Source organism: Flavobacterium caseinilyticum, assembly GCF_004349085.1.
GTDB lineage: Bacteria > Bacteroidota > Bacteroidia > Flavobacteriales > Flavobacteriaceae > Flavobacterium > Flavobacterium caseinilyticum.
The window spans coordinates 73,691-94,376 of the sequence record NZ_SMFM01000006.1 but is presented as its reverse complement, the minus strand read 5'-3'; the positions used below and the strand labels follow the sequence as shown (position 1 = coordinate 94,376).

At 33.7% G+C, this 20,686-nt stretch carries 21 protein-coding genes and 1 tRNA gene; 12 read left to right on the top strand and 10 right to left on the bottom strand.

The features are described from left to right. Positions 1–1,698 carry a M23 family metallopeptidase gene (locus tag E0F89_RS12550; protein ID WP_131910126.1) on the bottom strand — a complete coding sequence of 566 codons (1,698 nt, stop codon included), beginning with the start codon at positions 1,696–1,698 and terminating at the stop codon, positions 1–3. A gap of 174 nt (positions 1,699–1,872) precedes the next feature. Here E0F89_RS12550 and E0F89_RS12545 point away from each other — a divergent pair, with 174 nt between their 5' ends. The 3 genes from E0F89_RS12545 (at position 1,873) to rny (ending at position 4,238) form a co-directional block, all read left to right on the top strand. Further along, entirely contained in the window at positions 1,873–2,163 is a 291-nt protein-coding gene (locus E0F89_RS12545; RefSeq protein ID WP_131910125.1) for a hypothetical protein, read from the top strand. An 8-nt stretch (positions 2,164–2,171) separates the two neighbouring features. Beyond that, the gene (locus E0F89_RS12540) at positions 2,172–2,465 is read left to right on the top strand and encodes a cell division protein ZapA (RefSeq protein ID WP_113637896.1); all 294 of its coding nucleotides are present in this window, start codon (positions 2,172–2,174) and stop codon (positions 2,463–2,465) included. A 207-nt stretch (positions 2,466–2,672) separates the two neighbouring features. Then, positions 2,673–4,238, top strand: a complete 1,566-nt coding sequence (gene rny / locus E0F89_RS12530) for a ribonuclease Y (protein ID WP_131910124.1) — start codon at positions 2,673–2,675, stop codon at positions 4,236–4,238. Positions 4,239–4,333: 95 nt separating this feature from the next. Here the strand turns inward: rny and xerD are convergent, their stop codons facing one another. The 3 genes from xerD to E0F89_RS12515 form a co-directional block, all read right to left on the bottom strand. Further along, positions 4,334–5,245, bottom strand: a complete 912-nt coding sequence (gene xerD / locus E0F89_RS12525; protein ID WP_131910123.1) for a site-specific tyrosine recombinase XerD — start codon at positions 5,243–5,245, stop codon at positions 4,334–4,336. An 80-nt stretch (positions 5,246–5,325) separates the two neighbouring features. Next, complete coding sequence (locus E0F89_RS12520; RefSeq protein ID WP_131910122.1) at positions 5,326–5,916, bottom strand: porin family protein; 591 nt, start codon at positions 5,914–5,916, stop codon at positions 5,326–5,328. A gap of 168 nt (positions 5,917–6,084) precedes the next feature. Next, a complete protein-coding gene (locus E0F89_RS12515) occupies positions 6,085–6,675 on the bottom strand; it encodes a porin family protein (RefSeq protein ID WP_131910121.1) in 591 nt (196 codons plus the stop codon). 349 nt (positions 6,676–7,024) lie between these two features. Between E0F89_RS12515 and E0F89_RS12510 the strand changes: the two genes are divergently transcribed. The 3 genes from E0F89_RS12510 (at position 7,025) to E0F89_RS12500 (ending at position 10,743) form a co-directional block, all read left to right on the top strand. After that, positions 7,025–7,588, top strand: coding sequence for a porin family protein (locus E0F89_RS12510; protein WP_131910120.1), 564 nt, complete (start codon positions 7,025–7,027; stop codon positions 7,586–7,588). Positions 7,589–7,664: 76 nt separating this feature from the next. Beyond that, a complete protein-coding gene (locus tag E0F89_RS12505; protein WP_131910119.1) occupies positions 7,665–8,078 on the top strand; it encodes a type II 3-dehydroquinate dehydratase in 414 nt (137 codons plus the stop codon). A 175-nt stretch (positions 8,079–8,253) separates the two neighbouring features. Further along, entirely contained in the window at positions 8,254–10,743 is a 2,490-nt protein-coding gene (locus E0F89_RS12500; protein ID WP_131910118.1) for a DUF5686 and carboxypeptidase regulatory-like domain-containing protein, read from the top strand. A gap of 157 nt (positions 10,744–10,900) precedes the next feature. On the opposite strand, the gene E0F89_RS12495 is transcribed toward E0F89_RS12500, so the two are convergent. From E0F89_RS12495 to E0F89_RS12480, 4 genes are all read right to left on the bottom strand, one after another. Beyond that, positions 10,901–11,770, bottom strand: a complete 870-nt coding sequence (locus tag E0F89_RS12495) for a cation diffusion facilitator family transporter (protein ID WP_131910117.1) — start codon at positions 11,768–11,770, stop codon at positions 10,901–10,903. Between the two features lie 114 nt (positions 11,771–11,884). Continuing rightward, positions 11,885–13,195, bottom strand: a complete 1,311-nt coding sequence (murA, locus tag E0F89_RS12490; protein ID WP_131910116.1) for a UDP-N-acetylglucosamine 1-carboxyvinyltransferase — start codon at positions 13,193–13,195, stop codon at positions 11,885–11,887. Positions 13,196–13,302: 107 nt separating this feature from the next. Further along, entirely contained in the window at positions 13,303–14,028 is a 726-nt protein-coding gene (locus E0F89_RS12485; RefSeq protein ID WP_131910115.1) for a DUF4290 domain-containing protein, read from the bottom strand. Between the two features lie 87 nt (positions 14,029–14,115). Next, positions 14,116–14,400: a DUF493 family protein gene (locus E0F89_RS12480; RefSeq protein ID WP_131910114.1), complete on the bottom strand. Its 285-nt coding sequence runs from the start codon at positions 14,398–14,400 to the stop codon at positions 14,116–14,118. Between the two features lie 147 nt (positions 14,401–14,547). Here E0F89_RS12480 and E0F89_RS12475 point away from each other — a divergent pair, with 147 nt between their 5' ends. The 5 genes from E0F89_RS12475 to E0F89_RS12455 all read left to right on the top strand — a co-directional run bounded on the left by E0F89_RS12475 (position 14,548) and on the right by E0F89_RS12455 (position 19,120). After that, positions 14,548–15,087 carry an AAA family ATPase gene (locus E0F89_RS12475; RefSeq protein ID WP_131910113.1) on the top strand — a complete coding sequence of 180 codons (540 nt, stop codon included), beginning with the start codon at positions 14,548–14,550 and terminating at the stop codon, positions 15,085–15,087. Positions 15,088–15,146: 59 nt separating this feature from the next. After that, positions 15,147–17,042 carry a RecQ family ATP-dependent DNA helicase gene (locus tag E0F89_RS12470; RefSeq protein WP_131910112.1) on the top strand — a complete coding sequence of 632 codons (1,896 nt, stop codon included), beginning with the start codon at positions 15,147–15,149 and terminating at the stop codon, positions 17,040–17,042. Beyond that, positions 17,042–17,989, top strand: coding sequence for a methionyl-tRNA formyltransferase (fmt, locus tag E0F89_RS12465; RefSeq protein ID WP_131910111.1), 948 nt, complete (start codon positions 17,042–17,044; stop codon positions 17,987–17,989). The genes E0F89_RS12470 and fmt overlap by 1 nt, the downstream gene beginning before the upstream one ends. Positions 17,990–18,169: 180 nt before the next feature. Then, on the top strand, positions 18,170–18,442 hold the full coding sequence (locus E0F89_RS12460; protein ID WP_073017033.1) for an HU family DNA-binding protein: 273 nt from the start codon (positions 18,170–18,172) through the stop codon (positions 18,440–18,442). A gap of 117 nt (positions 18,443–18,559) precedes the next feature. Continuing rightward, entirely contained in the window at positions 18,560–19,120 is a 561-nt protein-coding gene (locus E0F89_RS12455) for a YqgE/AlgH family protein (protein WP_131910110.1), read from the top strand. On the opposite strand, the gene E0F89_RS12450 is transcribed toward E0F89_RS12455, so the two are convergent. Together E0F89_RS12450 and E0F89_RS12445 are read right to left on the bottom strand one after the other, a co-directional pair. Continuing rightward, complete coding sequence (locus tag E0F89_RS12450) at positions 19,117–19,956, bottom strand: aminotransferase class IV (RefSeq protein ID WP_131910109.1); 840 nt, start codon at positions 19,954–19,956, stop codon at positions 19,117–19,119. The genes E0F89_RS12455 and E0F89_RS12450 overlap by 4 nt on opposite strands. A 55-nt stretch (positions 19,957–20,011) precedes the next feature. Next, entirely contained in the window at positions 20,012–20,404 is a 393-nt protein-coding gene (locus E0F89_RS12445; RefSeq protein ID WP_131910108.1) for an START-like domain-containing protein, read from the bottom strand. A gap of 155 nt (positions 20,405–20,559) precedes the next feature. Here E0F89_RS12445 and E0F89_RS12440 point away from each other — a divergent pair. Further along, positions 20,560–20,636, top strand: a tRNA-Met gene (locus E0F89_RS12440). The last annotated feature ends 50 nt before the right edge of the window (positions 20,637–20,686 follow it).

The following is a 20,686-nucleotide window of genomic DNA, read 5'->3' as shown; positions in this document are numbered from 1 at the left end:
TTATTTTTTTTGACTTCTAAAAAAACTAGTTTCAAAGATAGTTGAATTTCCTACATTATCAGTTACAACAACTTTTAATTCATTGGCACCATCAGCAACAATCCCATCATTAAAAAAATGTGTTAATTTTCTGGTTTTATTATCATATTCAAATAAAACCCATTTTCCGTTTAAATAGCCATTGTATGATTTTATACCTGACAGTTCATCGTATATGGAAACCTGAATTGTTTTTTGCTCACTAATCCATTTCCCTTCAACGGGAACTGCCATATTAATTTTTGGCGCAACCGTATCCGAAACCAAAGCGTATTTACCTAAAATTTTAACCTTTGTACTAAAGACGCTGTCTTTTCTGTAAGTTGGATTGTAGCTTATTTTTTTTCCATCGATTCTGCCAATGAACATTTTTTGTCTTTGTACTTCAGTCGATTTTATGTCTTCAATTGAAATCGTAAAATTAGTGTGGGCAGGAACCGTGTCGTCGTGTAAAAGCAAAATATCATTTTTCACATCAAAATTCAGATCAAAATCTTCGTAAAAAGTTCCCGCAGGAAAGAAAACCGACATATTTGCTAAAGCGAAATTGCTGTCTTTATTTGCTCTTACAAAATAATTTGATTGCAATAGCTCCTTACTGATTATGGTAGGTAAAACATCATATTTGATAGGAATTGCTATTGTTTTTTTGTTACCAAAGAAATCCGAAACTTCAATACGATACAATGATGCTAAATTTGGAGTTACCTGCAAAACTCCATTGTTTTCCTCGGCTTGAATGAACCTTAAATTATACGGGTTTTTCATAAAAAGCTTCTGAACGCGTTGTTGCATATTCTTATATCGCGAATAATCAATCAGCGCATTAATGTAACGCATGTCATCAAAGGAATACGTGTTGAATTCATATCCGAAATTGGGTTTTCCGTTATAAAAAGACTGTACTTTATAAACTCCATTATTATTAAACGAAACATTATCTGTGTCATATGCAGAAATTCCAAAGCCTATAGCTCCATTGGCCACTACTTTTTCGGATAAATAGGTTCCGTCTTTTTGCAACGAGACATTCAACAATAAAGGTCGTTTTGAATTATTTACCGTTGTTTTCGAATCTAAAGGATAAACATAAACTCCTGTAACAATTGGTTTTTTTGTGTCTTTTAAAAATTTGTTGTATCCAAAAAGCATCGGATTGATTACAAATTCTGTTTTTGAATCCCGAAATTCAAAATGTAGATGCGGTCCTTCGGAAGCACCTGTGTTACCCGAAAAAGCAATTACTTCTCCTTTTTTTACCACCATTTCGCCGGGCTTAAAAAACATTTCAATCTCAAAGGACTGTTCTTTATAATGGGTTTTCTTGATGTAGTTTTCTATTGCACCATTGGCAAATTTCAAATGTCCGTAAACGGAGGTAAAACCATTTGGGTGATTGATGTAAATTGTTTTTCCATTTCCAAAAGTTGATATCTTTATTCTTGACACATATCCATCAGCAACAGCATATACTTTTAATCCTTCTTTTTGTTGCGTTTTCAAATCAAAACCTGCATGAAAATGATTTGGTCGTAACTCTCCAAAATTTCCAGACAATTGCATCGGAATATCTAAAGGGGATCTAAAATAATCTGTTGGATATTCAACTTGTGCAAAAACAGCAGTACAGAAAAAGAAAAAAAATACGGAAAATCTCATGGTTTACATTTTTGCTAAGATAAATAAAGTATTCAAAACAGCACTAAAAAAAACCGATCGTAACCATTTGTAAAACTGATATTTAATTTATTTAATGCAAAAAAAATAATAAAATATTGCAAAATTAAAAAGGAATACTAACTTTGTATGATTATGTAATGAATAAGATATATAATGAGTGCGATTGCAGAAATTATTGATACTCTTGAAAATAAAGTCGAAAAACTGTTCATCAAAATGAAAGGTTTGGAGAAAAATAATCAAGATTTGAAAAGCAAATTAACAGAAACTGCATCCATAATACAAACTCAATCACAAGAGATTGAAGCGCTGAAAACGCAGTATGAAACACTCAAAGTAGCAAATACATTACTAGGCAGTGACGATAATAAAAGAGATACAAAGCTTAAAATAAATTCATTAATTCGCGAAATTGATTACTGTATAGCACAGCTATCAGATTAATAAAAGATATGGACGAAAAGCTTAAAATTAAAATATCAATAGCAGACAGAGTTTACCCGTTAACGGTTGATTTTGCTCAGGAAGAAGGCCTTAGAAGCGCTTCGAAAAAAATTGATAAAATGATTAAGCAGTTTGAAGAAAATTACGCTGTTCGTGACAAACAAGATGTTTTGGCAATGTGTGCCTTACAATTTGCCTCACAGACAGAACAAAAACAAATTGATAATGCCATTGATGGAGAAGCTACCATTGAAAGAATTAAAAAAATCAATGCGATTTTAGATCAATATCTCGACAAATAAACGTTCTTTACAAAAACTAAGATACTGCCTACATTAGTTCTTATTTGGTAAACTCAACACTAACAATTTAGAATGAGCAAATCATCGTTACTATAGCAAGCCAATTCAGTTTGGAAGCTTGAACAACGAGTTAGCTCAAAACTTGTCTTTTCGAGTTTATTCAATTCACTCTAATGTAGGCTTTTTTATATATAAATTTTAACAAACATGGACAACATATTAACGATTATTATTACAGGATTTCTAGGTATTGCAGCAGGTTTTGGCATCGCCAAACTGATAGAAAAAAGCAATATTTCCAACCTAATTAAAAACTCAAAGAAAGAGGCAGCATCCATTTTGAAAGATGCTAATCTGGAAGCCGAAAACATAAAAAAAGATAAAATTCTACAAGCAAAAGAGAAATTTATTGAATTAAAATCAGAACACGAGCAAGTTATTTTATCCCGCGATAAAAAAGTTGCTGAAATAGAAAAAAGAGTCCGTGACAAGGAATCTCAAGTATCAAATGAATTATCAAAAGCTAAAAAAGTAAACGATGATTTTGAAGCAAAAACTCTAGAATTCACTACTAAAATTGAAAATCTAGACAAGAAACAAGCTGAAGTTGACAAATTGCACAAAAGTCAATTGCAACAATTAGAAGTTATCTCTGGTTTATCTGCTGAAGAGGCTAAAGATCAATTAGTAGAAGGATTGAAAGCTGAAGCTAAAAGCAAGGCAATGTCGCACATTCAAGATACTATTGAAGAAGCTAAATTGACTGCACAACAAGAAGCTAAAAAAATTATTATCAATACCATTCAGAGAGTTGGAACTGAGGAAGCAGTAGAAAACTGTGTTTCAGTATTCAATATTGAATCGGATGATGTAAAAGGTAGAATCATTGGTCGTGAAGGTAGAAATATTCGCGCACTGGAAGCTGCTACCGGAGTAGAAATTATTGTAGATGATACGCCTGAAGCGATTATCCTTTCTTGTTTTGACCCAGTTCGAAGAGAAATTGCGCGTTTGGCATTACACAAATTAGTAACTGACGGAAGAATTCACCCTGCTCGTATTGAAGAAGTAGTTGCCAAAACTGCTAAACAAATTGACGATGAAATTATAGAAGTTGGTAAACGTACCGTTATCGATTTAGGAATTCATGGATTACACCCTGAATTAATTAAAGTAGTAGGTCGTATGAAATACCGTTCTTCTTATGGACAAAATTTACTACAACACTCGCGTGAAGTTTCTAAGCTTTGTGGAATCATGGCTGCTGAACTTGGTCTAAACGTAAAACTGGCTAAAAGAGCTGGTTTATTACACGATATTGGTAAAGTTCCGGATGCCGAAAGTGATTTACCACACGCATTATTAGGAATGCAATGGGCGGAGAAATACGGTGAAAAAGAAGAGGTTTGCAACGCTATTGGAGCACACCACGATGAAATTGAAATGAAATCATTATTATCACCAATCATTCAGGTTTGCGATGCAATCTCAGGAGCAAGACCGGGAGCAAGAAGACAAGTGTTGGATTCTTATATTCAACGTTTGAAAGATCTTGAAGAAGTAGCTTACGGATTCAGCGGCGTTAAAAACGCATACGCAATTCAAGCAGGTAGAGAACTTCGTGTTATTGTAGAGAGTGAGAAAGTTTCGGATGAAAATGCTGCCAGCTTATCTTTTGATATCTCACAAAAAATACAAACGGAGATGACCTATCCGGGACAGGTTAAAGTAACTGTAATTCGCGAAACAAGAGCAGTAAACATTGCTAAATAAAATAGACTTATTCTTTAGTTAAAGAAAAACTAAACGATTTAAAAGGACGTATTGATTTAAAATCAGTACGTTTTTTTTTTATTTTAGCCTTATCTTTATTTTAAATCTGAATTCTTTCTGGGATGAAAGGTATTTATAACTTGAGTTAGAAATTTTCTATCAAGATGAACATAAATTTCTGTGGTGGTAATTGATTCATGGCCTAACATCAATTGTATTGAACGTAAATCAGCTCCATTTTCCAGTAGATGTGTGGCAAACGAATGGCGCAAAGTATGCGGACTAATCGTTTTATTTAATTCTGTTTTTACGGCTAAATTTTTAATGATCGTAAATATCATAGCTCGGGTCAGTTGTTTACCTCTCCGGTTTAAAAATAAAGTGTCTTCGAAACCTTTTTGAACTGTAACATGTGTTCTAATCGTTTCACGGTAGATGTTAATGTATCGCTGAGTAATTTCACTTATGGGCACAAAACGTTGTTTGTTTCCTTTTCCGGTGATTTTAATGTAATCTTCGTCCAGAAATAAATCGGAAATTTTTAATGTAATTAGTTCTGAAACCCGAAGCCCGCAACCATAAAGTGTTTCGACCATTGCACGGTTGCGTTCGCCTTCGTTGGTCGTTAAATCGATAGCCGCAATAAGATTATCAATCTCATTCACAGATAAAGTATCAGGCAGTTTACGACCGGTTTTGGGTGTTTCTATAAGTTCCAGTGGATTGTCTAATCTATAATCTTCAAATATCAAATAGCTGAAAAAACTCTTGAGACCCGAGATAATTCTAGCTTGTGAACGCGGATTGACTTCCTTTGAAACGTTATAAATAAACTGTTGCACGGTTTCTTCTCCAATTTGTATTGGTGAAATAGAGATATTATTTTGATCTAAAAAAAGGCACAAACGTTCTATATCAAAAGAATAGTTTTCTATTGTATTCTTAGACAATCCGCGCTCAATTTTCAGATATGATTGATAACTTTTTATATAGGTATTCCAATTCATAAATACAAAGAAACACTATTTTAGGTATAAAAAAACCACTGTATCAAGTGGTTTTAAAAACAATTTATTGAATCACAGGCTTATTTTCCCCATTTCCCTCCACCTACAAAAAATCCCAAATGAATTCCGAAATAGGAATTTGCAACTGTCCCTTTATTATTACCACTGATATCTTGAAAAGTAGATTCCGGCACTAAATTATATTCTAATCCCATTCTAAATTTACTCCACTCAAAACCGGCTCTTATTAATCCTCCGAATTTACCTGACGCATCTGCATTAAAATCATTAGAATTATCTGTATCATCAAATTCGATATTTGCTATATTATAATACCCCAGACCCGCACCAAGGTAAGGAACAAAAGTTTTTTCAGCTGTATTAAAATAATAATCATAGGTAGCTACATAAGAGTTACTAGCCGATGCTTTTGTACTCGTATCGGCATCAGAGAAATTTACATTTCTAACTTTGGCAGCAACTCCTATTCGTAAACCAATGTTCATATTATCCGCAATATTGTATTTTGGTTCCAACGACAATAAAGCTCCACCGCCACCGCTTGAAGGTACAAAGCCAGCATCTAAGCCAACTCTAAATCCACCTTCTTTTTGAGAATGACCAGTTATGAATACTAACATTGCAGCGACTGCTAAAATTACTTTTTTCATTTTTGTAAGAATTAAAATTTTCAAAACAAATCTAATAAATTGTTATTGAAAAAGGTACTGTTTTTAACGACAATAAGATATTAAAATTATAAAGCTTACTCCAAAAGAAATATATGCATAAAAAAACCTCCCGCTGTGACGGAAGGTAAATACAAATATTTTCTTTCTTTAGAATTTGTAACCGACAGAGATTTGAAAAACTGAATTTTTCCATTCGGAATCTCCCGGAAATACATCTTCCTGAACTCGTGTTAAACCCAAGTTATAACGTGCACCGAACATAAATTTTTCAGCAAAAATATAACTGGCGCCAAATCCCAAACTAACATCAACAGATTTGGTTTCGTCCTTAATGTCGACAGATACTCCCTCAGATTCTACATCGGCAGACACTAAAAAGCCAATTTGCGGACCCAATTCAAGACTAAAAGCATCAGCTACATAATATTTTGCCATAACTGGAATATTGATATAGTTTAATTTAAAATCTGCTTTTTCGCCGTCAAAATTTGCTATCACTCCTTGAGTTGAATATAATACTTCAGGCTGAACAGCAAATTGATCACTTATCATAAATTCTCCAAAAAAACCTATGTGAAATCCTATTAGAGGGTCTTTATTTATTCCATCTTCATCAAGATTAGAAATTGAAGAAATATTTAAACCTCCTTTAACTCCAAAAGACATATTTTCTTTGTCTTGAGCATTCACAAATCCAAATGTGAAAACTGTAACTAATAAAAAAGTAATTTTTTTCATGATCTGTTATTTAAATTTTATTACCGTAAAGGTAAAAAAACAAAACTCTGATTCGTAATTAATTACTTAAACTCGTTGACTGTCAATATATTACGTTCAAAAACAGACAATTAAATAATAAGTAAGATTTAATATTCATTTTTTGGCATGAAACGTGTATTGGAAATTATAAATAATTATAATATTACGTATTTTCAAATAGTATTAATTACTAAAAATACCAATTTGATAATCCTGTTTTTAGTTTTTATCTATTCATTACAATTATTTTGTTTTATAGAAATGTGCAATAATTTTCTAAATAGCGAGTTTTAAATCTAAATAATTAACACAAATTAAATATCATTTTATGAAAAAAATAATCTTAGTTGCGCTCGTTCTTCTTGCAGGATCTATTGACATGCAAGCACAATTATTTAAATTTGGGATCAAAGGTGGTCTAAATTACGCGAATCAGTCCGGAAGCGGAATTACTATTAATACTGATAATTACAACAAAGAAGCTATTACCAGTTACCACGTGGGTTTATTAGCAGAAATTAAAGTGACCGATGGTTTTTCTGTGCAGCCCGAATTATTGTATTCCACTCAGGGAGCTACTTACAAAAATGCTTTTGAAGAATTTAAAAATGAATTGGGATATATATCCATACCTGTTTTAGCTAAATTTAATTTCAATAAAACCATTAGTTTGGATCTTGGTCCACAAGCTTCTTTTTTATTAAGCGAAAGAAAAAATGTTAATTTTAAAGATTCTGAATCTTTTGAATTTGGAGTGGCAGGAGGTTTAACTTTAAACGTGACAAAAAACATTTTTCTACAAGGCCGTTATGTCTTAGGACTAACCGAGGCTTCAAGAGACGCAGAAGTTAAGAACTCAGTTGTTCAGATTTCCGCAGGATTACGTTTCTAGAAAGATTAAAAATTAAATTTACTAAAACCGTTCTATTAATAGAACGGTTTTTTTTATTTTTACAAAAACTAGAATTATGAAAATCAGTATCATCAACGGACCAAACCTCAACCTTCTTGGTAAACGCGAACCAGAAATTTATGGAAGTCAAACTTTTGAAGAATATTTTACCACTTTGCAAATCCAATTTCCAACGATTGAATTTACTTATTTTCAGAGTAATATTGAAGGTGAATTAATTGACAAAATTCAGGAATATGGTTTTTCGTTCGATGGTATTATATTGAATGCTGGAGCTTACACGCATACTTCGATAGGAATTGGCGACGCGGTCAAAGCGATTACAACAGCAGTGATCGAAGTTCATATTTCAAATACGTTTTCCCGTGAAAGTTTTAGACATCAATCTTATATTTCAGGAAATGCAAAAGGAGTTATTCTGGGTTTTGGATTAAAAAGTTATGAGTTGGCGGTACAGTCTTTTTTATAGTCTTAAGAAATAAGTTACAGCATAAATTTAATGCAGTATTTCAATAAAACGCTACATCTCTTTGCCACAGATTTCAAAGATTAGAACAGATTAATTACCTCCTAACAAAATCTTTAACAAATAATTAATACGGTCTTTTTAAACTTCTTCTATTTTTGTGAAAGAAAAAACTTTCATGAAAAAATACTACTTATTTCTGCTTATTTTACTCTCATTTGTCAGCAATGCACAGATAAAAGGAACCGTTTCGGATGAAAAAGGAAACTCCTTGCCTTTTGTCACTATTTTTCAGGAAGACACTTATAATGGGACTACTTCAAATGAACAGGGAAACTATGAATTTAATTTAAATAAAAAAGGAAAACAAACGGTTGTCTTTCAGTTTTTAGGTTTTAAAACCCAAAAAGTAGCGATACAAACCGATAAATTACCTTATTCTTTGAATATCAAAATGATCGAAGAAAGTTTTTCGTTGAACGAAGTAATCATCAGCAAAAAAAATAATCCGGCTTTGGCAATTATAAAAAGTGCGATTGCCAGCAGAAAACAAAACACCGAAAAAACAAATCGATTCAACGCTGACTTTTATTCCAGAGGTATTTTTAAATTAAAAAATGCACCGAAAAAAATATTAGGGCAAAAAATTGGTGATTTGAATGGTGCTTTGGATTCTACCGGAACCGGGATTATTTCCTTATCGGAAACCTTTTCAAAAATAGCCTTTGAAAAACCTAACAACTTAAAAGAAGTAGTTACTGCCTCAAAAGTAAGCGGCAGAGACAATGGCTACAGCTACAACACTGCCAGATCTTCGTTTTATGATTTCTATGACAATACCATCGATTTTGGCGGTGTCCAAATGATTTCTCCAATAGCAAACAACGCTTTTAACTACTATAATTACACCTTAGAAAGCACGTTTTTTGACGAGAATAAAAATATGATCAACAAATTAAAAGTGATGGCAAAGCGTGACAGCGAACCTGTTTTTGAAGGATACATTTATATTGTGGAAGATTCCTGGGCAATTTACGCAGTTGATTTGGATATAAAAGGTTACCGCATAAAAGAGGAATTTCTAGATTTGATGACCTTAAAACAAAACTTCAGTTACAACAACAGTAATAAAATTTGGGCCAAAAACACCCAAAGTCTCGAAATTACAGCAGGCGCTTTTGGGATAAAATTTAATGGAAAATACAATTACGTCTATAGCAATTATGAATTCATAGATACTTTTGCTGCCAAAACATTTACAAATGAAATTACGCGCATCGAAATAAATGCCAATAAAAAAGACAGCTTATTTTGGAATACAAACAGACCCATTCCCTTAACAATGGAAGAAAGCACGGATTATATCAGAAAAGACAGCATTTACAAAGTCCGAAATTCAGAAAAATACTTAGATTCAATTGATGCAAAAGAAAATAAATTTAAATTACTAAAGCTACTGACCGGTTACACCTATAAGAATAGTGCCGAAAAACACAGTTTTAGTTACGAGGGATTATTAAATGTTGGTTCGCTAAGTTTCAATACGGTACAAGGATATAATTTTGATTCGGGATTTAAATATACCAATTGGAAAAATCAGGAAAATAAAGGAATTTACACTTCCATCAGTACAAAACTCAATTACGGATTTGCTGAAGATCGTTTGCGTGTCACCGGACAATTTATCCATCGGTTCAACAATCAGAATTATGCCACTTTATATATGACGGGAGGCAGTTCCGTAAAGCAATTTAATCCGAATGAACCCATCAGCAAAGCGATAAATTCGATAAGCTCATTAATTTTCAAGAACAATTTCATGAAGTTGTACAATCTGGAATCTGCGGCAATTGGCTACAGCCAGGATATTGCAAATGGAGTGAACCTCAACGGAAAATTAGAATACCAACAACGCAAACCATTATTCAACAATACTGATTTTTCTTTGTTTAACAAGGACGATTTTTACACTTCGAATAATCCATTGGCACCAAATGATTTCACCAGTCCAGGTTTTGAAAAACACCATTTGACAAAAATCAATTTACTTGCAAAAATCAATTTTGGAAACAAGTATTCCTCCCGTCCCGATGGGAAATTTAACATCCGCAATGAAAAATATCCGACTCTTTATTTAGGCTATGAAAAAGCAGTTGCTGCCAACGAAAAGAAGTATGAATTTGACCATTTCAACACCCGATTAACATACGATTTAACCTTGGGAAATAAAGGAGTTTTAGGATTGAATCTAAAAGCAGGAAAATTTCTGAATGCGGATAATATTGCTTTTATAGATTACAAGCATTTTAATGGAAACCAAACCCATATTGGGCAATCTGAACGCTATTTGAATGTATTCAACTTGCTCCCATATTATTCTAACAGTACGAATGACAGCTATTTTGAAGCGCATACGGAATACAACGACAAAGGCTATATCATGAATAAAATACCTTTGTTGAACAAACTAAAATCAACTTTGATACTGGGAGCTCATGCGCTGTCTACGCCCAATAACAAACCTTATACAGAAGTCACCGTTGGACTGGACAATTTAGGTTTTGGTAAATTTAAAATGCTTCGTGTGGATTATGTTCGTTCGTACCAAAATGGTTTTCAAGGTGACGGCGTGGTTTTTGGGCTTAAGTTTTTAAATATATTGGAGTAAAAAAAACAATATAAATAATTAAGGATTATTATCAGGTCGAGCGCAGTAAGAACTAGTATTGCATGTCAACTACGCTCGATGTGACAAAAGTATAACGAATTAAAAAAGGCACCAGAAAATAATTTCGGTGCCTTTTTTAATTGTATTGGATAAAAATCTAGTCATTCGGTTCCACATGAATCAACACATGTCCCAATTCCGGAATTTCTTCCCGCAAAGTATCTTTTAGTTTATGAGCAAGATCGTGTCCTTCTTTCACGGTAATATTTGAATCAACAGTAGCATGTAAATCTACGTGATATTGCATACCGGCTTTTCGAATGAAACATTTCTCGGTATCAATAATTCCTTCCACCGTAAGCGAAATTACTCGAATTTCTTCTATTAAATCATCGTATAAATGTTCGTCCATTATTTCGCCCAAGGCAGGTCTAAAAATAAGGTAACTGTTATAAAGTATGAATCCCGAAGCAAAAAGTGCTGCCCAATCATCCGCAGATTCATAACCATTTCCTAAAATCAAAGCAATCGAAATCCCAAGAAATGCAGCCACAGATGTAATTGCATCGCTGCGATGGTGCCAGGCATCGGCTCTAAGTGACGAACTATTGGTTTCAATACTTCGTTTCATCACCAAACGAAAAGAATATTCTTTCCAAATGATAATTGCCCCAAGAACTAATAAGGTCCACGGTTTTGGCAATTGATGAGGCGTTCTAATATTAACGATACTTTCATAAGCAATTACCGTCGCCGAAGTAATCAAAAAACCTACAACTAAAAAAGTGATTAATGGCTCTGCCCTGCCGTGTCCGTAAGGATGGTTTTTATCTGCCGGTCTATTTGAATATTTGATTCCAAAGAGCACTAAAAATGAAGCGAAAATATCGGTGGTTGATTCAATTGCATCTGCAATTAGTGCATACGAATTTCCAAAAAAACCTGCCAGACCTTTAATAATCGCCAAAGATGTATTTCCAATAATACTAAAATAAGTCGCCTTGATTGCCGTTTGCTCGCTTGACATGTATTTTGATTATAGATGAATGTAAACTAAAATCGTTTAAGTAAACCAAATTGAATTTTAGATTCAAATCTTTTCTGGTTTACTTAAACGATATTTTATACTTATTTATTTGCTTTATGCTCTTACAATATTAGCTCCAATTGCTCTCAATCGTTCATCAATACGTTCGTATCCTCTGTCAATTTGTTCAATATTTTGAATTGTACTCGTTCCTTTTGCAGAAAGCGCAGCAATCAATAAGGAGATTCCGGCACGAATATCTGGTGAAGACATTGTGGTCGCTTTAAGTTGTGATTTGAAATCATGTCCCATAACAACTGCACGGTGCGGATCACACAGCATTATTTTTGCTCCCATGTCAATCAGTTTATCGACAAAAAACAATCTGCTTTCAAACATTTTTTGGTGAATCAAAACATCACCTTTTGCTTGAGTGGCAACCACTAAAACAATACTTAATAAATCCGGAGTAAATCCAGGCCAAGGCGCATCAGCAATTGTCAGAATAGAACCGTCAATATCCGTTTTTACTTCATACCCATCTACATGAGCAGGAATGTAAATATCATCACCGCGACGTTCCAGAGTAATTCCTAGCTTTCTAAAAGTATTCGGGATTACGCCAAGATTATCCCAGCTGACATCTTTTATTGTAATCTCTGATTTTGTCATTGCAGCCAGACCAATCCAGCTCCCAATTTCAATCATATCAGGAAGAACTCTATGCTCGCAACCGCCTAAACTTTCGACCCCTTCAATGGTCAACAAATTAGATCCAACTCCTGTTATTTTAGCCCCCATGCAGTTCAGCATCTTACACAATTGTTGCAAGTAAGGCTCACAAGCAGCGTTATAAACTGTTGTTTTTCCTTTGGCCAAAACGGCAGCCATAACAATATTAGCGGTTCCGGTAACAGATGCTTCGTCTAATAACATATCGGCACCTTTCAATCCTTTTGGTGCTTCTACGCCATAAAAATGATCCTCTCTGTTGTAACGGAATTTAGCGCCCAGATTGATGAATCCTTCAAAGTGAGTATCCAATCTTCTGCGTCCAATTTTATCACCACCTGGTTTCGGTATATATCCTTTTCCAAATCGTGCCAATAGTGGTCCAACAATCATAATAGAACCTCTCAGGGAACCACCTTCTTTCTTGAATGCTTCGGTTTCTAAATAGCTTATGTTCACTTCATCCGCTTGAAAAGTATACGAACCTGATCCTGTTTTTTGGATTTTTACTCCTAAATTCCCTAAAAGTGTAATTAGTTTATTGATGTCTATAATATCTGGAATATTATTGATTACCACTTTTTCAGGCGTTAAAAGAACGGCACATAAAATTTGTAACGCTTCATTTTTAGCTCCTTGTGGCGTGATTTCTCCTTTTAGACTAATGCCTCCTTCTATTTTGAAAATTCCCATTTTTTATAGGTATGAGTTATAAATTATTTGATATGAGTTAAAAAGTTATGAGCTAAAAGTTATTACTGAAAAAATTCATAACTTTTGACTACTAATTTATAACTGATTTACAAAGGTTTTCTGTTTTGGTTTTTGTGTACCGGATTTGGTTTTCCGGTTTTTGTATTCTTATTGCTGAGAATTTTTGGCTGTCCAACCGGTAAAATTTTATTCGAAACCCGTTTGTTGGTTCGTAATAAATCCGTAGTATTTAATAATTCCTCTGTACTCTGAATCAAATTCAATTTACCATCGGATAGTTCATATAAATGTTCGAAAATAACATCATCTTTTACCGTGTCTTTATTCCAACTCAAATACGATTTTTTCATGTGATTAGCGATCACTTTCACCAAAGCACTTTTCATCTCGCCATCTTCCCATTTATTAGCCACATCAATCATATATTTAATGTTGTTGCCATAAAATCGGTATTTTGGAAAATTCTGTGGGTATTTTAAAACATCCGGTTTCAACTGCAAAACTTCACGAGAAGGAATTGGATACGGTGAATCAGCCACTAATTTAAAATCAGACATAATAAAAAGCTGATCCCACAATTTGTGCTGAAAATCCGGCACATCACGAAGATGTGGATTCAAACTACCCATCACCTGAATAATGTATTTTGCTGCTTTGTTGCGTTCTACATCATCCTCGATTTTAGTTGCCTGATCAATCAATTTCTGCAAATGACGGCCATATTCCGGAATAATTAAATGCGATCTCTCTGCATTATATTCCAAATGATGCACGACATCGTTCGAGTTTTCTTTAATATATTTTGAATTCATATTCGATTGTATCTATATTGATTCTTATGCCTTTTTTTCGAATATTAGAATTATCCGAGCATAATACATAAAAATTTTATTTTATATCTAGAGGGAAATAATACCTTTTATTGTAGAAACTTCTAGGTATTTATCTACTATTTCTTGTGCATCTTTCATGGTGACATCAACAGATATACTGGTAAACTTTCCCGTCTTGGATTTTCTGGTTTTGATAACCGCGCCCATACAATCAAAAGCCAACTCCACTTGTTCTACGTTATCACTTACTGTTGGTACAATAAATTTAAATAAGTATTCTGCTGGCCATGTATTGCTCATATCCAGTTCCACTTTTAATCTATCATAAAATTCTTCAGTCTTCTTATCCATTTTTTATTTAAAAATAAGGGCAAATATACGGTTTCAAACGTAAATTATGAATTTTGAATTATGATTTTTTGTCTAATCGCATTTTAACCGCAATGATTTTTTCAAATCCCGATAAGTTTAAGTAAATTTGCCCCTTATTTTTTAAAAGTGCAAAAAGAAATCATAGTTATCATTGGCGGTCCAGGAACAGGTAAAACCACTATTATCGACGGATTGGTCGCTAAAGGACATTGTTGTTATCCCGAAATTTCCCGGGAGTTGACTCTGGAAGCAAAAAAACAAGGAATCGAGCAATTATTCCTTGAAAAACCTTTGCTATTCAGCGAATTACTTCTTGAAGGAAGGAAGAAACAATTTCAAAATGCTTCAAATGAGCCTCATGAAGTTGTCTTTATCGACAGAGGAATTCCGGATGTTTTAGCGTATATGCATTACATTGGCGATAGTTATCCTGCCACTTTTGATGCCGCTTGCCGCGAACATACCTACTCAAAAATCTTCATTCTTCCGCCATGGGAGGAAATCTATATTAGCGATGACGAACGTTATGAAAACTTCGAACAAGCGAAACTCATCTACAATCATCTTACGGAAACCTATCAGAATTACGGTTACGAACTCATAGAAGTTCCAAAAGACACGATGGATAACAGAATTCTTTTTATCTTAGATGAAATTTCTAAATAGTCTGCAGGTTTAGGATTTATGCTTTGGACTGTTTTTCAATGAAATGAAATCTATACTTTATGCAAGAAGCAGTAGCTATTCTTCAAAAATATTGGAAACACGACAAATTCAGGTCGCTACAATACGAAATCATCGATTCCGTTTTACGCGGTCAGGATACCTTTGCATTGATGCCAACCGGCGGTGGAAAATCAGTTTGTTTTCAGATTCCGGCTATGATGAATGAAGGCATTTGTCTGGTCATTTCGCCATTAGTAGCGCTGATGAAAGATCAAGTCGCCAATTTGCAGAAGCGAAACATTAAATCCATAGCATTAACAGGCGGAATTCGATCCGAGGAAATGATTGATTTGCTGGACAATTGCCAATTTGGAAATTACAAATTCCTTTACTTATCGCCAGAACGTCTTCAATCCGATTGGATTTTGGAACGAATAAAAAATCTCCCCATCAATTTAATCACCATAGATGAAGCGCATTGCGTCTCACAATGGGGACATGATTTCAGACCTGCTTATTTAAAAATTTCAGAATTAAAAAAGCATTTTCCAACAGTACCTTTTTTAGCCTTGACAGCCACTGCGACGCCAAGAGTAAAAGAAGACATCATCAATGAGTTGGGATTACACAAACCACAAGTTTTCGAAAAATCTTTTGCTAGAGAAAATATCGCATACATGATTTTTGAGGTCGAGGATAAACTTTTTAGAATAGAACAAATTCTGAAAAAAAACCCACAACCTTCTATAATATATGTAAGAAACAGAAAGTCGTGTCTGGATATTTCCTCCCAATTAAATTCCTTAGGATTTAAAGCAACGTATTATCACGGCGGACTTTCGTCCAAAGAAAAAGACAAAAACATGGAATCCTGGATGAATGAAGAAGTACAGGTTATTGTGGCTACAAATGCGTTTGGAATGGGAATTGACAAAGCCAATGTAAAAACTGTAATCCACATTCAGCTGCCGGAGAACATGGAAAATTATTATCAGGAAGCCGGTCGTGCGGGACGAAATGGAGAAAGAGCCTTTGCCGTTTTATTGACCAGTCCATCCGATAGTATTCAGGCTCAAAGCCAATTTATAAATATTCTTCCCGATAAAAAGTTTTTGAATCTGATGTATGTCAAGCTCTGCAACTATTTTCAAATCGCTTATGGAGAGGGAATCAACGAACAATTCACATTCAATCTGCATCATTTTTGTTTAAAATATGAATTCCCAACACTGAAAACTTACAATGCCATGCAATTCTTGGACAGACAAGGAATCATTAGCCTGTCGCAAGAATTTTCAGAAAAAATTACCATGCAGTTTCTGATACCTTCCAAAGAAGTGATTCGGTATATGAGTTTAAATCCAAACGATGAGGAAATTATTTTAGCCATTTTGCGAACGTATCCGGGGATTTACGAAATGCAAACCGCGTTCAACCTGCAGTTGATTGCAAAAAAATCAAATCATAAGGAAACTGAAATTCAGGCTGTTTTACATAAATTAAAAGAAAAAGAAATCATAGATTACCATTCCAAAAATAATGATGCCACATTAATTTTCAATGAAGTTCGGGAAGATGACAGAACCATCAATCGGGTTTCAAAACATTTAGAGAATCAAAATCAATTAAAAAAAGAGCAGCTTCAATCCGTAATCCACTACATTAGTGAGAAAAAAGTGTGCAAAAACAAGTTAATTTTAAATTATTTTGGTGAAAAAACAACCGTTGATTGCGGCATTTGTTCCTTTTGTATTACTAAGAAAATAAAGAAGAAAGATGTATCGCTGCTTTCAAAAGAAATAATTGCCTTATTGCAAACCGAAGATTTAAATTCAAGAGATATTCAAAACAAAACTAAAAACAGTACGGACGAAGTTATTGGCGTACTTCAGGATTTATTAGAAAACAACACAATTTTGGTTAAACCAAATAACAAATATACTATACGATCATAATGGAAAAATTACGAATTGTTTTTATGGGTACTCCCAAATTTGCAGTGGGAATATTAGACACAATAATCAAAAACAACTATGAGGTTGTAGGTGTAATCACTGCTGCGGACAAACCGGCAGGCCGGGGACAAAAATTAAAGTATTCTGCAGTAAAGGAATATGCTATGGCTCACGATCTTACTTTATTACAGCCTTTAAACTTAAAAGACGAGACTTTTTTAGCTGAATTAAAAGCGTTGAATGCTAATTTACAAATTGTAGTTGCCTTTAGAATGTTGCCAAAAGTTGTTTGGGAAATGCCATCTTTAGGTACTTTTAATCTTCATGCTTCACTCCTGCCTAATTATCGCGGTGCCGCACCTATAAATTGGGCAATCATAAATGGAGAAACCAAAACGGGTGTCACCACTTTTTTTATCGATGACAAAATTGATACTGGCGCGATGATTTTAAGTTCGGAAATTGCAATTGATGCAACCGAAAATGCGGGACATTTGCATGACCGATTAATGGAATTAGGAAGCAAGACTGTTATTGACACTTTGGAAATGATTGAAAAAGGAAATGTGTCGACAATTATTCAAAAAGACACTGCCGATATCAAAACAGCTTATAAACTCAATAAAGAGAATTGCAAAATAGATTGGACAAAATCAGCTCAGGAGATAAACAATTTGATTCGAGGTTTGAGTCCTTATCCCGCTGCTTGGTGTTTCTTTGGAGATAAAAATGACGAATGGAATGTAAAAATATACGAAGCTACAATAATTTCAGAGGAACATAATTATGTTGTTGGGACTATACTTTGTACCAAAAAAGAAATGAAGATAGCGGTACAAAATGGATTTGTCCAAATACTAAATTTACAATTTCCAGGCAAAAAGAAAATGAGTACACCAGAATTATTGAATGGAATTACTTTTTCAACCGATGCGAAAGTCTATTAATACCAACAAAAACGGGGTGTTTCTATATGCAAACCAGAAAATACTATTGATTTATCAACAAAAAAAATAAGTTATCAACAAAATAAACTAAATTAACATAAAACGCTTGCAAGGAACGTATTTCCTACTAAATTTGTGTATTAACAATTTTTTTTAACCAACAATTAATAACTATTCATTATGAACAAATCAGAATTAATCGATGCTATCGCTGCTGATGCAGGAATCACAAAAGCTGCTGCAAAATTAGCTTTAGAGTCATTTTTAGGAAACGTAGGTGGTACTTTGAAAAAAGGTGGAAGAGTATCTTTAGTAGGTTTCGGATCTTGGTCAGTTTCAGCCAGAGCTGCTAGAGACGGTAGAAATCCTCAAACAGGAAAAACTATCCAAATTGCAGCTAAGAATGTTGTGAAATTTAAAGCAGGTGCAGAATTAGAAGGCGCAGTAAACTAGTCTAAGTTTACGCAATATAATGAAACCTTCCATCTGGAAGGTTTTTTTATACATTTCAACGATTTTATTTGGTACCATTATAATAAAAAACTTAAATTTAATTAAAAATATAACCCGATGATTTCAGAAAAATTAAAAAAAGGATATTTGCTTATTGCAGAGCCTACGATAATTGGAGATCTATCTTTTAATAGATCGGTAATACTATTGGCAGATCATAATAAAGAGGGTTCAGTTGGTTTCATTATTAACAAACCTTTGAAATACACCATTCATGATTTGATCCCGGATATTGATGCTAGTTTTAAAATTTACAACGGTGGTCCGGTAGAACAAGATAACCTTTACTTTATCCATAACATTCCGGAACTAATTCCTAACAGCATAGAAATTTCCAATGGAATATATTGGGGAGGAGATTTTGAATCCACCAAACAGCTCATCAATACAGGAGCGGTGAGCAAAGATAATATCCGCTTCTTTTTGGGTTACACCGGATGGGATGAAAACCAATTAGAAAGTGAAACCGAAAGTAATTCTTGGATTATTACTGCAAATACGTATGAGAATAAAATAATTGGAAAATCAGCAACACATTTCTGGAAAGAACAAATTATTGAACTCGGTGGAGATTACATAATTTGGTCCAATGCACCGGAAAACCCGTATTTAAATTAAGTACTACTTATCATTTCATTAAGTTTCCCCAACAATTGAACTGATATATTCGTGGCAAATCCTTTTTTACGGTACTGCGTAATCGGTTGAATTCCTTTTATGACATTGGTAATAAATAATTCATCTGCTTTTTGAAGATCAAACGGAGAAATTACTTCTTCTACGACCTCTAAATTTTCTATTTTTTTAGCTAAGCTTAAAATTTGCCTTCTCATAACACCGTTCAGGCAACCTTCAGAAACGGGAGGCGTAATCAATTTATTACCCAATAGCATGAAGATATTTCCTTGTAATGCTTCAACCACATTCTTACTGTCATTTAGCAATAAACAATTGTCTAATCCATTTTCATTCGCAAAAATACTTCCTGTAATATTAATGATTTTATTGGTCGTTTTAATAGACGAAAGTAATTGTTTAGCAATATAAAAGTCTTTATATAAATCCACTTCATAATTCTTTTTATCAATTGCATAAATGGTAGTTTCAAGCGCTACTGCATGAATTATAAAAGATACAGTATTATTTTGTGGTAAATAATAACCGCCATCATTCCTGTAAACTGTAATTCGGGCCCGAAACGACTCTGACAATGAGTTTGTACGAACTAAAGAAAGGATTTGTTCCTCCAGATATTCGATGGTAAAATTCATCGGGATTTCCATTCGTACAACACGCATGGACGACATTAACCTAAAATAATGATCTTCCAGAAAAAGAATTTTATTATTTAGTATTTTCACTGTTTCAAAAACGCCGTCACCATATAAAAAAGCACGATTTTGAGTCATTATATTAGCATCTTGCGACACTATAGTTCCATTAAAATTAATCATAAAAAAAGCCCTAAATTTTATTCAGGGCAAATATAAGTCATAAAAAATGATTTTACTAAACAGATCCAATCAGATGTTTCAAGTCCGAAATTTGATTTTCCCAAAGCAGTGTAGCTTCATCTATCTCATCTTTCTCAGCAAAATCAACAACCATTAACGAAACGTCTTTGGTAAGCTCATCCACTAAAATATGCAGTTCAAAAAAATACTCCGTATCCTTACTATTTTCATCGACCCATTTAAATTTCACTTTTTCGCCTGTTTTCTTCGAGGCTAATCTTGCCTTTTCTTCAGAGTCATTCCAAATGAAAGTAAAAAACTCTCCACGAGAATTGACATTATCCGCAAACCACTCAGACAAACCGGATGGAGTCGATATATATTGATACAACAATTGAGGTGAGGAATTTATGGGGAACTCGATTTCGTAACGTACTTTTTGATCCATGAGCTACATTTAATTTTTCGGAAATATATAGAATTTAACTTCGAAAAAAAAGTGTTTTTAAAAATATTTTTTTTTCTTAAAAATATACTTGCAAGCTCTAATATTATTTTTATATTTGCACCCGCATTCAGGGTAGGTTTTACAACCCTAATCATGGCGAGATAGCTCAGTCGGTTAGAGCGCAGGATTCATAACCCTGAGGTCCCGAGTTCAAATCTCGGTCTCGCTACCAAAGCAAAAACCCTAACATCAATATGTTAGGGTTTTTTATTGAAATTATTT

Bases quoted from the DNA above. Each gene is read 5' to 3' on its own strand.
- E0F89_RS12550 (WP_131910126.1), bottom strand. From the start codon at position 1,698: ATGAGATTTTCCGTATTTTTTTTCTTTTTCTGTACTGCTGTTTTTGCA.
- E0F89_RS12545 (WP_131910125.1), top strand. From the start codon at position 1,873: ATGAGTGCGATTGCAGAAATTATTGATACTCTTGAAAATAAAGTCGAA.
- E0F89_RS12540 (WP_113637896.1), top strand. From the start codon at position 2,172: ATGGACGAAAAGCTTAAAATTAAAATATCAATAGCAGACAGAGTTTAC.
- rny (WP_131910124.1), top strand. From the start codon at position 2,673: ATGGACAACATATTAACGATTATTATTACAGGATTTCTAGGTATTGCA.
- xerD (WP_131910123.1), bottom strand. From the start codon at position 5,245: ATGAATTGGAATACCTATATAAAAAGTTATCAATCATATCTGAAAATT.
- E0F89_RS12520 (WP_131910122.1), bottom strand. From the start codon at position 5,916: ATGAAAAAAGTAATTTTAGCAGTCGCTGCAATGTTAGTATTCATAACT.
- E0F89_RS12515 (WP_131910121.1), bottom strand. From the start codon at position 6,675: ATGAAAAAAATTACTTTTTTATTAGTTACAGTTTTCACATTTGGATTT.
- E0F89_RS12510 (WP_131910120.1), top strand. From the start codon at position 7,025: ATGAAAAAAATAATCTTAGTTGCGCTCGTTCTTCTTGCAGGATCTATT.
- E0F89_RS12505 (WP_131910119.1), top strand. From the start codon at position 7,665: ATGAAAATCAGTATCATCAACGGACCAAACCTCAACCTTCTTGGTAAA.
- E0F89_RS12500 (WP_131910118.1), top strand. From the start codon at position 8,254: ATGAAAAAATACTACTTATTTCTGCTTATTTTACTCTCATTTGTCAGC.
- E0F89_RS12495 (WP_131910117.1), bottom strand. From the start codon at position 11,770: ATGTCAAGCGAGCAAACGGCAATCAAGGCGACTTATTTTAGTATTATT.
- murA (WP_131910116.1), bottom strand. From the start codon at position 13,195: ATGGGAATTTTCAAAATAGAAGGAGGCATTAGTCTAAAAGGAGAAATC.
- E0F89_RS12485 (WP_131910115.1), bottom strand. From the start codon at position 14,028: ATGAATTCAAAATATATTAAAGAAAACTCGAACGATGTCGTGCATCAT.
- E0F89_RS12480 (WP_131910114.1), bottom strand. From the start codon at position 14,400: ATGGATAAGAAGACTGAAGAATTTTATGATAGATTAAAAGTGGAACTG.
- E0F89_RS12470 (WP_131910112.1), top strand. From the start codon at position 15,147: ATGCAAGAAGCAGTAGCTATTCTTCAAAAATATTGGAAACACGACAAA.
- fmt (WP_131910111.1), top strand. From the start codon at position 17,042: ATGGAAAAATTACGAATTGTTTTTATGGGTACTCCCAAATTTGCAGTG.
- E0F89_RS12460 (WP_073017033.1), top strand. From the start codon at position 18,170: ATGAACAAATCAGAATTAATCGATGCTATCGCTGCTGATGCAGGAATC.
- E0F89_RS12455 (WP_131910110.1), top strand. From the start codon at position 18,560: ATGATTTCAGAAAAATTAAAAAAAGGATATTTGCTTATTGCAGAGCCT.
- E0F89_RS12450 (WP_131910109.1), bottom strand. From the start codon at position 19,956: ATGATTAATTTTAATGGAACTATAGTGTCGCAAGATGCTAATATAATG.
- E0F89_RS12445 (WP_131910108.1), bottom strand. From the start codon at position 20,404: ATGGATCAAAAAGTACGTTACGAAATCGAGTTCCCCATAAATTCCTCA.